9 protein-coding genes and 3 tRNA genes are annotated in these 12,976 nt (G+C 44.5%); 10 read left to right on the forward strand and 2 right to left on the reverse strand.

The genetic code is table 11. The features are described 5' to 3' along the window. Window position 1 precedes the first annotated feature (1 nt). The 9 genes from MCY_RS01535 to MCY_RS01575 all read left to right on the forward strand — a co-directional run bounded on the left by MCY_RS01535 (window position 2) and on the right by MCY_RS01575 (window position 11,143). Window positions 2-3,145 carry a DUF4815 domain-containing protein gene (locus MCY_RS01535; protein WP_007346613.1) on the forward strand — a complete coding sequence of 1,048 codons (3,144 nt, stop codon included), beginning with the start codon at window positions 2-4 and terminating at the stop codon, window positions 3,143-3,145. Between the two features lie 14 nt (window positions 3,146-3,159). Further along, complete coding sequence (locus tag MCY_RS01540; protein WP_007346614.1) at window positions 3,160-4,521, forward strand: Bgr_08870 family protein; 1,362 nt, start codon at window positions 3,160-3,162, stop codon at window positions 4,519-4,521. 188 nt (window positions 4,522-4,709) lie between these two features. Further along, window positions 4,710-5,999 (forward strand): phage tail sheath subtilisin-like domain-containing protein, encoded by a 1,290-nt coding sequence (locus tag MCY_RS01545; RefSeq protein ID WP_007346615.1) that lies wholly within the window; start codon window positions 4,710-4,712, stop codon window positions 5,997-5,999. After that, complete coding sequence (locus MCY_RS01550; RefSeq protein ID WP_007346616.1) at window positions 5,996-6,514, forward strand: phage major tail tube protein; 519 nt, start codon at window positions 5,996-5,998, stop codon at window positions 6,512-6,514. Before MCY_RS01545 ends, MCY_RS01550 begins: the two co-directional genes overlap by 4 nt. Window positions 6,515-6,523: 9 nt before the next feature. After that, complete coding sequence (locus MCY_RS01555; protein ID WP_007346617.1) at window positions 6,524-6,937, forward strand: hypothetical protein; 414 nt, start codon at window positions 6,524-6,526, stop codon at window positions 6,935-6,937. Between the two features lie 131 nt (window positions 6,938-7,068). Next, window positions 7,069-9,405 carry a phage tail tape measure protein gene (locus MCY_RS01560; RefSeq protein WP_007346618.1) on the forward strand — a complete coding sequence of 779 codons (2,337 nt, stop codon included), beginning with the start codon at window positions 7,069-7,071 and terminating at the stop codon, window positions 9,403-9,405. A 24-nt stretch (window positions 9,406-9,429) separates the two neighbouring features. Then, window positions 9,430-9,891 carry a phage tail protein gene (locus tag MCY_RS01565; RefSeq protein WP_007346619.1) on the forward strand — a complete coding sequence of 154 codons (462 nt, stop codon included), beginning with the start codon at window positions 9,430-9,432 and terminating at the stop codon, window positions 9,889-9,891. Beyond that, entirely contained in the window at window positions 9,888-10,142 is a 255-nt protein-coding gene (locus MCY_RS01570) for a tail protein X (protein WP_007346620.1), read from the forward strand. The genes MCY_RS01565 and MCY_RS01570 overlap by 4 nt, the downstream gene beginning before the upstream one ends. Next, the gene (locus tag MCY_RS01575; RefSeq protein ID WP_050979853.1) at window positions 10,133-11,143 is read left to right on the forward strand and encodes a phage late control D family protein; all 1,011 of its coding nucleotides are present in this window, start codon (window positions 10,133-10,135) and stop codon (window positions 11,141-11,143) included. The genes MCY_RS01570 and MCY_RS01575 overlap by 10 nt, the downstream gene beginning before the upstream one ends. A 430-nt stretch (window positions 11,144-11,573) precedes the next feature. Here MCY_RS01575 and MCY_RS01580 read toward each other — a convergent pair. Together MCY_RS01580 and MCY_RS01590 are read right to left on the reverse strand one after the other, a co-directional pair. Then, window positions 11,574-11,663 (reverse strand) — tRNA-Ser (locus MCY_RS01580). Window positions 11,664-12,543: 880 nt separating this feature from the next. Beyond that, a tRNA-Val gene (locus tag MCY_RS01590) sits at window positions 12,544-12,619 on the reverse strand. A 171-nt stretch (window positions 12,620-12,790) separates the two neighbouring features. Between MCY_RS01590 and MCY_RS01595 the strand changes: the two genes are divergently transcribed. Next, window positions 12,791-12,867: transfer RNA gene (locus MCY_RS01595), tRNA-Asp, on the forward strand. The last annotated feature ends 109 nt before the right edge of the window (window positions 12,868-12,976 follow it).

Consider the following 12,976-nt stretch of genomic DNA (forward strand, 5'->3'; position numbering starts at 1 on the left):
CATGAAGCATGAAAGTGGTTTACCCTTTGCAATTGACAGATCTGTTGGCAAAGATGAACAACAAAGCGTGGTGTTTTATGGCAGACGTCCTTTTCTTCAAGCGGGTGAACTCAATGAAGTTCAAACCATCATCAGAGGGCGTCATGACCGTTTGGGGCGCCTTGTGGCAAAAGAAGGGGACCGCGTTGAACGCGCCGATGCTTTTGTCAACAAAGATAATCAAAGCATCACCTTAACGGAGGGAAAGATTTATATTGCAGGCGACATCTTTCCCGTCTCTGATGCTGTCTTGGAGAATATTTCCATGATTGGGCGGGTGGAAATCGGTGTGAAGCTTCAAAAAAGCTGGCTAACCCATGAGGATGATCCAGAGCTATTGGGACAAGTTCCTGGCAGCTTGGCAGAAGGAGAACCCGGAGCGGCACGCGAGATCGCAAAACTTGTCTGGGCTCTCAAAGATGATGACCAGCAAGGTGTTTTCTTTCCGGTCTATATCTTACAAGATGGCGTTTTGATTGACCAGAAATCACCCTCTCTGCTTGAACCCGCTATGCAAGCCATTGCGACGTATGACCGCGCCCATGGACATTATATCGTGGGGGGCTGCCGTGTCACAGCTTTGGGACAAGAGGGACAAAAGCAAGTATTCAGTATTCAAGAGGGAGAAGCCAATATCAATGGTTTCAAACGCAAACGCCTTGCTGCTTTGCGCCATGAAGAGGTGGAAGACTTTTCGACAAGTGCTATTCCTAGTGAAACCCATATTTTTGCCCCTCAAAAAGGAAAAACAAGCTTTACCTTTAAAACTTATTATGCGCCCATTGCTGATATTCAGTCTCTTTTGTTGACAAAAGAAAAAACCGTCACAGTCACCCGCGGTGCAGTTGCCTCAGGGCGTGATGGCGTTCCTGACAAAAGCATCACCGCTTTTATCAAAATTGTTCAAGGTGGCAAAGAATTTAAAGAAGGCACAGACTTCAAAAAAACCGGAGACACCATTGATTGGGCGCCGGTGGGTGACGAACCCTTACCAGGAAGCAGCTATAAAGTGACTTACCGCTACCGTGCACGCATAAGCGCTGATAAAATCACAGAGCAAGAAATCATCGTCTCAGGGGGTGCTGAAGGCGGTGATATTATTGTCAGTTACACTTACAAACTCCCCCGCATTGACCGTATTGGTTTCAATACGAAAGGCAATGTCGTCTATATCAAAGGCATCTCGGCAGACCACCCTATGGCCCCCAGTGTCCCTGATGATGTGTTATCCCTTGCCACCATTACCAACAATTGGCTTAGTACCCCCCTTGTGGTTAATGATGGGACACGTGTTGCTCCTTATGATGAGATGTGGCGTTATTTTCAACGGGTGCTCTCCCTTGATCGGCTGATGCAATTAGAACGCATTAAAAGCAATGTTGACTCTAAAGAACCCATTGCCAAAAAAGGCATGTTTGCAGACCCTTTTCTGGATGACAGTTTGAGAGATGAAGGTTTTCCGCAAACAGGGGCTATCGGCAATGGTCTTTTGCAGCTGGCCATTGATCCAACCTTTTATACCGCTCGCTTAACCGCACCCGTTACGCTTGACTGGACAAATGAAGTGATTATTGCGCAAGAATTGACAACCGCTTGCGAAAAGATCAATCCTTATCAAAATTTTGCGCCCTTACCTGGAACAGTCACCCTTACCCCCGCAACAGATTTTTGGCATGAACAGCGTACCGATTGGCTCTCTGGTGTCACCAATCAACTCACTATGGGCTGGAACCGTGGAAGAAGAATCGTTAAAACAGAAGTGCGTGATAATTTGGTCAATGCAACCCAAGAACAAATCGATTTTTTAAGACAAATTACGTTGAATTTTAAAATTGAAGGCTTTGCTAAAGGCGAAAGACTAGAGACCCTCACCTTTGATGGTGTCAATATTTTACCCAATAGTTCCCTTTTTGCCAATTCCTATGGCATCCTTGAAGGCACCTTTAAGATTCCTAAAAACATTACTGCGGGCACAAAAAATGTTGTGGCACGAGGAAAAGGTGGAACGATTGCAACAGGGCTTTTTACCGGTCAAGGTGTGATTGATGTAAAGGTAATGCGACGCACCACAACGGTAAAAATATGGACTGCCTATGATCCACAAGCCCAAGTCTTTACCCCTGATGAAACACGGCAAATCACCGGTATTGACTTCCACCTTTGTAAAATTGGCAATCAGAACCATGATCTGGTGATTGATTTGGTCACCACTGAAAACGGTTATCCCACTGCCGATATTCAAGCGCAAACATCCTATTCTATGAAGGGAGCAAAGAAAGGATGGGCAGGAGCACGCTATGATGTGCCACTCCTTGTGCCTGATGATCGTCTCACCGCCTTTGTCATTAAAACCGATGATGCTGATCATGCCGTCTCCTTGGCTAAACTTGGTGATTTTGATGAGGAACACCAGAGATATGTCTCAAGTCACCCTTATGTGACGGGTCCTCGTTTTTCCTCGGTTAATGCCAAGAGCTGGACAGCTCATCAAGATGAGGCTTTAGCCTTTCGGGTGCTTGCTGCCCGCTATACACAAACAGAAAAGACGGTTGATTTAGGCACCTTTGATCTTGTGGACTGCTCTGATTTGCAAGTACGTGCAGCCGTTGAACTTCCTTCAAGCGATTGTTCTGTTCTCTTTGAAATTGAAAGAAACAATGGCACGATTTATCAACTGTTGCCCTTTCAATTGCTGAGCCTTAGCGAATATATCAGTGAAAAGGTAAGGCTTCGCGCCATTCTTAAAGGCACAAAGAAACTCTCGCCTGTCTTATTTGCTTCTGTGCAATTGATTGCAGGAAAAATCCATCAAACAGCAACCTATGTCACAAGGGCTTTTGCTTTTGGGGAAAAGGCAAGATTGACGAGCTATATCAAAACATTTTTACCAGGCGGTGCAACCTTTTCACTGGAGATGCAACTGGATGATGGTACCTTTGTCCCTTTAAAACTGGATGAGACAGAACAGTTATCGGAGCCTCTCTGGACAGAGCGAAAATTTATCAGTGGTGACAAAACAGCCAAACAAGCGCGCTTAAAATTGACCCTTACCGGTGGACCAGCCGCACGGTCCATGGTGAGCGATTTTGGCGCCGGTATATTATGAGGGGAGAATGAGAGATGACCAAAACCAAAAATCTCGACATGGAATTGCCACAAGAAGGACGTTTTATCAGTTCTGAATTTCCAATCTTGCGTGAAAACCTCAACAAACTTGATCAAGCTCTTTCCGATGTTGAGGAAAAGGCGAAGGGAAAAGCGCCCACAAAACACACGCATACGATCAGCGAAGTCAGTGGTCTTGAAACAGCCCTTAAAAGCAAGATGGCAGCGGATAAAACCTTCACTTTTGCCGATTTAAGCGATATCGAGGGAGCAAAAGATGCCGCCAACAATTATGTTCTCTATAAATCAAGCAACAATAATTTTACCTTTGGCAGTGCTGTCTCATTGTTAGGTGCACATCAACATAAAACCGAAGATATCGTAGGGCTTGATGATTTTAGAGCTAAGATCAATCAAGATCTGACCAGCTATGGGCGCTTAGCCAGCCCAAATGAATGGAAAAATTACAATAAATTTACCAGCAAAGTCACAATGAGTGGTGGCTTAGAACTTTTGGGTAATTCGCTGTTTAGCCTTATTCAGAATGGTGAAGTGGTCACCCATCTAAGCGCAAGCGGAAGCTTGCTTAAAGGACCTTTGAAAATCGATGGTGATCTTGTTTATACGAAAGCGCAAGTAGATGCAGCTATCTTGGCAGAAAGAGAAAAAATTAAAAAAGATTTGATTGAGAATATCATTAACTGGCCTGCACTTGCTGATGCTGAACTGCTGTATACACAAAATGGAAAAATTCAATGGCCAGCTTGGGTAACGAACCAAACCAAGGTTGAGATCCAAGCTTGGGGTGGTGGGGGTAGTGGCGGTGGATCGGATACTCCATATTTGGGAGGCGGTGGCGGCGGTGGCGGTTGCAGCGTGTGGTATGGCTATAAAACAAGTTTAAACGGTCATGAAGATATCACAATTGGTAAGGGAGGAGCTTCTGTTTCAGGGCGGGGTGTACAAGGTAAATCTGGAGAAACAACAATCATTGGCAAAAATTTTATTACCGCTACAGGAGGATGTAATGGAACTGCTGCTTATTATAACACATCATCAAGAACGGGTTACTCAGGCTCTGGTGGCGCTGGAGGAGTTGGTGGAAATTTGGGTTTAGCAACAGACGAACATCCAGGACTTGCCAAAGGCGGCAATGGTTATGCTGGAACGAATGGAAGAAGCGGTATAAGTGGTAACGGTGGTGATGCTGGAGGCGATACATCAAGAGGTGGCTCTGGTGGGATGGGACAAGGTTCCTATAGTTCAGGAAAAGCAGGGCGTGGTTTTGGAGGTGGCGGTGCTGGTGCTCACTCTGATTCTTCTCCAAGTGGTGCTGGAGCCGATGGCGCTGTTCTCATAAGATTGTGGAAAGATTAATTACATAACCAAAGAGAGCACATTTCAAATGGTGCTTATTGTATAAACGAGCTTATATGATTTTCTTTCTTTAAAGTCTTTTTTAAAGATCTTTCAAAGCCCTTTTAAAGGGCTTTTTGACTGACAGTGTCAGACTTATGAAAGGGAGCTCTTGTTGTTATGGTCTCTTCATTGATTTGGAGAGCAAAATGGCAATAGAATTTAATCATGGTATCCGCCTCATTGAGGATGGTCAAGCTTCTCGACCTTTAGAGATGTTTAGCCAAACTGCCATAGGGGCGGTTGTGACAGCCCCTGATGCGGATGCACAAACCTATCCCCTTAATGAGCCCGTGTTGGTCTTCACCCATGAGACAGAGAAAATCCAAAAGCTTGGGCGAAGGGGCACCGCCCTTGATGTCATTAACGCCGTGTGTGCGCAAGGAATTGAGGCACAAATTATCCTTGTGCGGGTGGAAGAAAAGTCAACTATTGCTGAAACGCAAGCTGAAATGGTGGGCTCTCATGCTCACCTGACCGGTGTACATGCTTTGACCCATGCGCGGGGGCATTTGGGTGTGGAACCTGGAATTCTCTTAGCGCCGGCTTATAGTGCAGGGCGGATTGATAATGGCAAAAACCCGCTAGCAGACGCTTTAGAACAGGTTGCTGAAAAGCTACAAGCCATTGCTGTGTTTGATACGGGGGGTAAAAATACGCAAGAAAGCCTTGCCTATCGTGCAGATTTCTCCTCACGCTTTTGTTATCTGATTGATCCCTTTGTACGGGTGGCAAATGGTGATGGGGGTGTGAGTATAAAACCCGCAAGTCCTTTTGCTGCGGCGATGTTTATCAAACGTGATAAGCAAAGGGGCGGTGTTTTTTGGTCTCCTTCCAACCAAGAAGTGAAAGGTATTTTAGGGACAGCGCGCCCGATTAGCTACTTTGATGGGGAAATTGATCATGAGGCAAACCGTCTCAATCAAGCCGATATTGCGACCTTTATTCCCGCACGGCTTAGCCAAAATGCGCAAGAAAACATGGCTGCCAATGGACGCATTTTATGGGGCAATCATACCACCTCCAGTGATCCGCTTTGGCGTTTTGTCAATGTGGTGCGCACCCGTGCGGCCTTGGAAAAAACTATCATTAACAATTTACGCCCTTGGGCGAATGATGAAAACTTGACCGGTCAACATGTTATTGCCATTACCCGCAGCCTCACACAGTTTCTTGATGATATGATTGCCCGTGGTGCACTGCTTGGTGGGCGGGTTTGGTTTGATCGTGATTTAAATTCAAACAGCAATTTACAACTGGGCAAGTTGCGGGTGGAATTTGATGCAGAAGAAGTGCTTCCTCTAGAAGATTTAAGCTTTGGCAGCCGGCGCAATGGTGCTTACTTTAATCGGCTGGCGCAAGATATCCAAAAGAAAATGACGTATGCCTTTGGCGATACGCTTGAGGGTTATCGCAAAGCAGCAAGGAGCAACATATGACTTTAAGAATTGTTCGTGGTTTTACCCTGATTGTTGATGATGATGTCAATCTCCATCTTGATCTTGAAACCCTCAAATTGCCTACGTTGGAAGAAATCACAGAAACCTATCAACCAGGGGGCTCTGATATGCAAATTGATGTTGCTGGTCTTGGTGTCAAAGCTTTGAGCATGCAAATGAAAATCCGCAGTCACACTCCAGAAGTGATTGGTATCTTTGGTGGTTCTCCTGGGCTTCGTCATAAATTTACCGGTAAAAAGCATGTGGTGTCTGAAGAAGACGGGCGCGAGCATGAACATTCCATTGATGTGACAGGGCGTCTGGTCAAGGTGGATAGCGAAGGCTTAACGGCTGGAAAGGCCACAGGCTATGATTGCGAGATCAAAAATATTTGGGACTATACGGAATTTTGGGATGGTTCTGTTTTGCACCGCTTTTCTTTTAAACGGGGTGGTTGGCTTGTGCGCAACGGGCAAGAGATCGGTGAACGGCGCCGCTCTATTCTCAATTTATAGGAATTGATCATGACAAGTTTACAAACCAGCCTTGATATAGAGCTCCAAGTGCCCCTTGTTTATAAGGAGAGTGATGGCAAAGAAGTGATACGGCAAAAATTGACCTTTTATCGCCCAAACTTCAAGCAAGCACGCCAATTAGCCGTGTTGATTGGACCGCAGTTGGCAAAGCTTGTTCTGCCTAGCTTAGAAGAGGATAAAACAACATTGAGCAATGATGTTCTCATTCTCAAGCTTTGTGAGGCATTGCTTACCCATGAGGCGATGGAAGGAATAGCCGTGCTTTTAGCCGATATGTCTCATGAATCTGTTGAACTCATTAATCGTCTTGATGTTATCGATATTGTTGCGGTGTTGAAGGCTTTTTTTGCTTTTTTTCCCACACGCCAATCCTCTCTGCCAGACGATTTGGAGCAGAACTAGCCCTTTATTATCACTGGGCGCCTTCAGAGATTAATCAGATGGATTGGCTTGATGTGATTGCTTATCGAGAAGAACTCGCGCGCTTAAAAGCCCAAGAATATGAAAGCCAAATGTTAGGATAAGATGCGATCATGGATGTTTCTCTTGTTGTACGTTTTGTCAATCATCTGCAAGAGGGGATCGCTTCTGCCAAACGAGACTTAAGAGCCTTTAGTGCCGATGTTGCGCATTTCCAACAACAAACACGAAAACATTTTAAAGGGTGGTTTGACCCTGAGCATCTTGCCGAAGCAACAGCCAATGCAGAAAATGCTTTTAACCATGCGCGTGGGCGCATGGTGGGGGCGATTGCGCAAACCGCCACCTTGATTGCCCCTCTTTATAAAGCCATGCAATTTGACCAATCGATGAAGGGCTTGGAAAAAGTTCTGGATGCCTCTCTTGATCGCTTAAAAGAATTGCGTCGTTTTGCCCTTGAGACCTCCACAAAAATCCCCTTGGCTGCGCGTGAAGTCTTAGAATTGATGACCAGTGCTAGCCAAGCAGGCATTGGTGAACAAGATCTCGAGGCTTTTAGCATTTATGCTGCCAAAGCGGCCGTGGCTTTTGATATGACTGGGGAGCAGATTGGTGAGCGCTTTGCCAAATTGCGCAATGTCTTTAAGCTTAATCAAGCAGGCATTGAAGATTTAGGGGATGCTATCAATCATCTCTCTAATCACATGGCAGCAAAGGCCAGTGAAGTTTCTGATTTTACCAATCGTGCCACCGGTGCGGCAACCATGTTTAAACTGACAGCTCGCGAAACTGCAGCTTTTGGTACAGCGATGATTTCTGCTGGGATTGTTCCAGAGAGTGCTGCACGTGGTTTCAATGCGATGAGTGCCCGTATTCAGGCAGGAGGTAAGCATATTGAGGATGCTTTTACCAATATTGGGCTTTCCCGCCAGAAATTCATGGAAGATTTGGAGAAAGATGCCACCGGTACTTTGGTGCGCTTTTTTAATGTATTGGGTCAATCCGAACAAGGGATGCGTTCCCTGATTGCCATTGCGGGGCGGGATTTTACCGGCGATTTTGCCAAATTGGTGGGGAACCCCGAATTGTTAGGGCAAGCTTTAGAGTTTGTAAAAGATCCACAAGTCTTTAAAGGCTCTGTAGAACAAGAAGCCGACAAACAAGCAACCGGTGCCATGCGGCAATTTGAACTGTTGCAAAACCGTATTGTGGCTTTAGGCGTCACCATTGGTGAAGTGCTCTTGCCCCATGTGAACAGTCTCATGGACAGTGTTGGTGGTTTTGTCAATGGGCTAATGGCGTGGGCCAATGCGCACCCAACTTTAACGGCTGTCATTCTCAAAACCATTGCCGCCCTGATGGCTTTTAATATTGCTCTGCGTGTGTTGCGTTTTACTCTTGCTGGGACGCGCCTTGGGCTTCTTCAATTAATTAGCTCTTTTATTAAACTTGGTGGTGTGAGCCGCACGCTGAAGGCAAGTTGGCGGGGCTTAGCAGCTTCAGGGCGTTCCTTGAAGTTATTGATGGCAGGGCTTGGGGCAAGTTCATTCAAACTCTTACGCCCCATGACTTTACTGGTGGCTGCGTTTCGGGGAGTAGCCGTCTCAGGTGCAGCATTGGTGAGTAGCTTTGGTTTTGTTGGAACAGCAATAGAAATGGTTGGGGCCGGTATTGCCGCCGTTGTGGGGGCTGTTTTTAGCCCAATAGGGGCTTTGGTTGCAGCTGTTGTGGCTGTCATTATGGCGGCTGGCTTTGCTTTGTGGAAATATTGGGATCGTTTCTCTTCTTTTGTTAAAGGTTTTGCACGGGGGATCATGCGGGCTTTTGGGCGTGCCTTTGAAGCCGTTATGCGTTTTTTTGGTGCTGATCCCACTACCATCACCCAATGGAAAAACATCATTGCTGCTGCTTTTGATTTTTCTCAAGCTTGGCAAAAGTTTAAACAAGGGCTTGCCTCTGTTTCCCAAAGCTTTGCAAGCTTATGGGAGGGTTTTAAACAAAGGCTTTCTGATTTTTGGGGATGGTTGAGTGGCTTTTTTGCCCGCGAAAAACTCTCTGAAGATGCCAAGGCTGGTATGGAACAAGCTGGCGAAGATCTGGCCCATTGGATTGTCGATGGCTTTATGTCATCCATCTCACAATTGACAGATTTTTGTAAATCGTTGCCCAGCCGCATTAAGGGGTGGATTGGATCCATTGATGTAAGAGAGCTTTTGCCAAGTTTTTTGGGGGGCAAAACGTCAATCCAGCCTATAGCACAATTTGCGGGGGCGGGGCGTGCAAATGTTCCTTTCATAGAAGCAAAAAACAAAGACCGCTCCCCCATCACCCACAATCAAAATGTCACAGTGCATGTTAATGGGGCGCGTGATCCCATTGCCACCGGTCGTGCGGTTGCCCATGCTTTACAACGGGCACGCGCCAATGCGCTGCATGGCGGGACAGAATAATGACAAAATGAGGGGAGGGAGCTTATGAGAGATCCTTTGATGATGTTAGGTCCCCATCTCTTTTATGTGGACTGGCTGAATTTCCAATCCTTTGAGGAAGAGTTCTCTGCCTCATGGGTTTGCCTAGAGCGTTTTGGCAGGCCGCCCGGTTTGCAATTTACTGGTTATGGTAATGATCCCAAAACCATCCACGGGGTATTGTTTCCAGAAGAATTTGGAGACCGTGCAGCTCTTGATGCCATCACCAGAACCATTCATGCCGCCAGGCCCGTTCAGATGATTCGTTGGCTGAGTGATAATGGCTATAGTGCTATTCTCCATGGATCTGTGGTGATCACCAGTATCACGAAAGACCACGACTATATTAGCCGCTCCGGTCAATCACAACGCATTCGCTATGCGATCAGTCTCTTGCCCTTTTTTGATGGCGGAAAACCGCAAGGGCAATTCCAAGTGGGCTATGATCAAAGGGGGCAAACGCTATGAAGATACCAGAAAAGCACCTTGTTGTAACACTAGAGGATATGAGTCTTGATCTCCTCTGCTTTCAACATGCCATGGCTGTGTTAGGAGCTAAATCTCAAGTTGGTTTCCTTAAAGGGTATTTAGAAGCTACACTTGAAACCAATCCGGGTATTGCAGGATATGGAGCTCTTTTGCCACGAGGCTTAAAAGTCATTCTGCCTGAGTTTGTCTGCCAAGAAAAGAACAGCGTGGTGAAAAGGCTATGGGACTAATGCGTACACATCCCTTTATTGAGGTGAGGGTGGGGGAGAGGCTTGTTCATGAGGTTTTTTACCAGCGTCTTTTAACGGCAACCATCACCGATCATGCAGGCAATGAAACCGATACATTTGAAGCCGAGTTTGATGATAGTGGCCATGATTTAGAAGTTCCTGCAAGCAACAGTACTCTACAGGTTATCTTTGGCTATGAGAACAGTATTCGTGCCTTTATGGGGCGTTTTGTTGTTGAGGCGGTTATCAGTTTTGGTGGGAGTGATGGAGAGATTTTACGCCTTTGTGGCAAAAGCGCTTCGATGCAGAAAGAACTCAAAGAACAGGCGAGTGAACATTTTGACCACCAAACCATTAGCGAGATCGTCGAGACACTTGCCAAACGCCATGGCTATCAAGCAAAGGTCAGTCCCCAATTTACCAAACAAATTCTTCCTTATGTGGTGCGCACCGATCAATCGGCGGTTGACTTTTTAACCCGTCTTGCGGACCGCATGCGTGCGCGTTTTTTAATCAAAGACCATAAGTTTTTATTTTTAAGCGGGGACAATTTACCAGACCTCACCCTCCATAAACATGACTGTTCAAGCTGGGAATTCACATTAGAGCCACGCACGCAATACGGCATCATTGAAGCTTCTTATTTTGATCGTTCAAAAGGGCAACAGTGCCAAGTCAAGCATCAAACAGGTTTTAGCGGTCCTGTGCGTCGTCTGCGGACTTGCTACCCTTGTGAAGAGGAAGCACGAGCTGCCGCTGCCTCTGAGTCGGATAGGCTTTGCCATGCAGTGGGCAGTGGTTCTTTGACCCTTCCCGGACGCCCTGAAATCATGGCTGATCAACCTCTGCTCCTACAAGGGTTTCGTGGAGAAATCAATGGACCATGGAAAGCCGCAACCGTTACCCACAGCTATGAAAAACAAAGCGGATACACAACAGAAATCACCTTTGAGGCACCAATCGAAGGAAAGGAAACAGGAGAAAAGAAAACTCTTCAGTGACAGAAAATCAAAGGGACAAGTTGACCCTTTGATCGATGATAAAGGGCATTTAGAGGAATAGGTGCAAGTTGCACCAATTGCTGAAAGAAGCAATAGTGCAAACATTGCACAATTGTAGACTGAAGAACAATTGGGTCAAGTTGACCGAATTCCTTAAACGCTTCTCTTTTTAATAATATCCTTGAATAATGTGCTTAGGATACAGAAAAATCATCAGTCAATTTGATTGATCATCTCAAATTGCGATTTTGAGCAGAAAAGAAAAGAGGCTTTAAAGGATCTTTGAAAGGTCTTTGAAGACCCTTTGAGAACACCTTAAAAACTTTTTGAGAAAAAATAAATTGGTACAAAACCTAGTGGCAAAATATACAAAACCTGGCGTCAAGCTACAACAAGCTACAGACAAGTTACAAGCATGATAAAAGTGCTGTGGCGGAGGGGGTGGGATTCGAACCCACGGTACAGTCTCCTGCACGCCGGTTTTCAAGACCGGTGCCTTAAACCGCTCGGCCACCCCTCCAAATCAGATATGCTTTTTGACAAACTTCTTGCAAAAGGTCAATCATTTTAATACACATTCTAAAGCGTTTTTTTATAAAATTATTTAAGTTTTAAGCAAAATAATTTTTGATAAATTAATTCTTTTAGTGTCTTATCTAATAACTTTGCTTTTAAACATAATAACTCTTTCTGAAAAAATGAACGGCAAATATGGTATTTATCATTTCATTTTTCTGTCTAAAAATTTTTGACAAAGCAATATTTTTAAAATTTCTGAAAATCATTTTCGTACAGAAAATGTTATTGTTCTGGCAGTTTATGGGAGATAAACTTGCGAGAATTGTATGCATTCTCAAGAATATTCAAGGTAATTTTGTGTTGAGGCTAAAATTTGAAAGGTTTTAATTTTTTAATAAAAAATATTTAGATGTCTAGTACAGCTAAAGGATAGCTTGAAAAGAATGGCTGATTTGCAGACATAGAAAAAACTGAAAAATCCAGCTAGAATTACGATGAAATATCTGTTAGCTAGTAATATTTTGCGCTATTTAGATAATGCACTATTTAGCTAAAATGAGTAAAATTTGTATCAACAGTTTAAAATCTCTTATAGAGGTGATTAGAAATTAGATATATTAATAACGCTTTTTTTGTTGAAAAAACTTTACAACTAAATCTTCCTAATTTATTGAGCCGTAAAACTGTTAGCACATTGTTTAGAGCAATAGTATCTTATCCAAGCGTTAGCAAACCTAAAAGAAATATTATAAACAACTCCATGAAGTGTGCCCTTTGTAGAAGCATGTCACAAAATCCTATTCCCAAACTTTTATTTACAAATCCCTTAACTTCAAAGAACATATGAAGAATCAATAAATTAATAAAGACATAAAATTGAATGGTGGGCGATGAGAGACTCGAACTCCCGACATCCTCGGTGTAAACGAGGCGCTCTACCAGCTGAGCTAATCGCCCAATGTCATGATTAGCAATCGAATGAATCCTCTTTAAGGAATAATTTTTCTAAACGCAAGGATAAAGATGATATTTGATAATTTTTTTAAAATAATGCATAATCCTTCTTGACATAAACAAATGAACGCCTTACACGACCGTTTGTAAAAATAAATTGGTTCAAAAGATTGCGCGGGTGTAGCTCAGTTGGTTAGAGTGCTGGCCTGTCACGCCGGAGGTCGCGGGTTCGAGCCCCGTCACTCGCGCCATTTCATTTTTTCTTCTAGAATTTTTTAAGATATCCGTGTGTTGTGAGTTGCATGCAGGAGAGGGGGTAAATTATGTTTTTTTCCTTTTTATATGTGGTTTATGATAATA

The sequence above is a fragment of the Bartonella rattimassiliensis 15908 genome, assembly GCF_000278215.1.
Classification (GTDB): Bacteria; Pseudomonadota; Alphaproteobacteria; order Rhizobiales; family Rhizobiaceae; genus Bartonella; species Bartonella rattimassiliensis.

What these genes read in the sequence shown, in the direction of transcription:
- MCY_RS01535 (WP_007346613.1), top strand. Translation starts at nt 2, where the DNA reads ATGAAGCATGAAAGTGGTTTACCCTTTGCAATTGACAGATCTGTTGGC.
- MCY_RS01540 (WP_007346614.1), top strand. Translation starts at nt 3,160, where the DNA reads ATGACCAAAACCAAAAATCTCGACATGGAATTGCCACAAGAAGGACGT.
- MCY_RS01545 (WP_007346615.1), top strand. Translation starts at nt 4,710, where the DNA reads ATGGCAATAGAATTTAATCATGGTATCCGCCTCATTGAGGATGGTCAA.
- MCY_RS01550 (WP_007346616.1), top strand. Translation starts at nt 5,996, where the DNA reads ATGACTTTAAGAATTGTTCGTGGTTTTACCCTGATTGTTGATGATGAT.
- MCY_RS01555 (WP_007346617.1), top strand. Translation starts at nt 6,524, where the DNA reads ATGACAAGTTTACAAACCAGCCTTGATATAGAGCTCCAAGTGCCCCTT.
- MCY_RS01560 (WP_007346618.1), top strand. Translation starts at nt 7,069, where the DNA reads ATGGATGTTTCTCTTGTTGTACGTTTTGTCAATCATCTGCAAGAGGGG.
- MCY_RS01565 (WP_007346619.1), top strand. Translation starts at nt 9,430, where the DNA reads ATGAGAGATCCTTTGATGATGTTAGGTCCCCATCTCTTTTATGTGGAC.
- MCY_RS01570 (WP_007346620.1), top strand. Translation starts at nt 9,888, where the DNA reads ATGAAGATACCAGAAAAGCACCTTGTTGTAACACTAGAGGATATGAGT.
- MCY_RS01575 (WP_050979853.1), top strand. Translation starts at nt 10,133, where the DNA reads ATGGGACTAATGCGTACACATCCCTTTATTGAGGTGAGGGTGGGGGAG.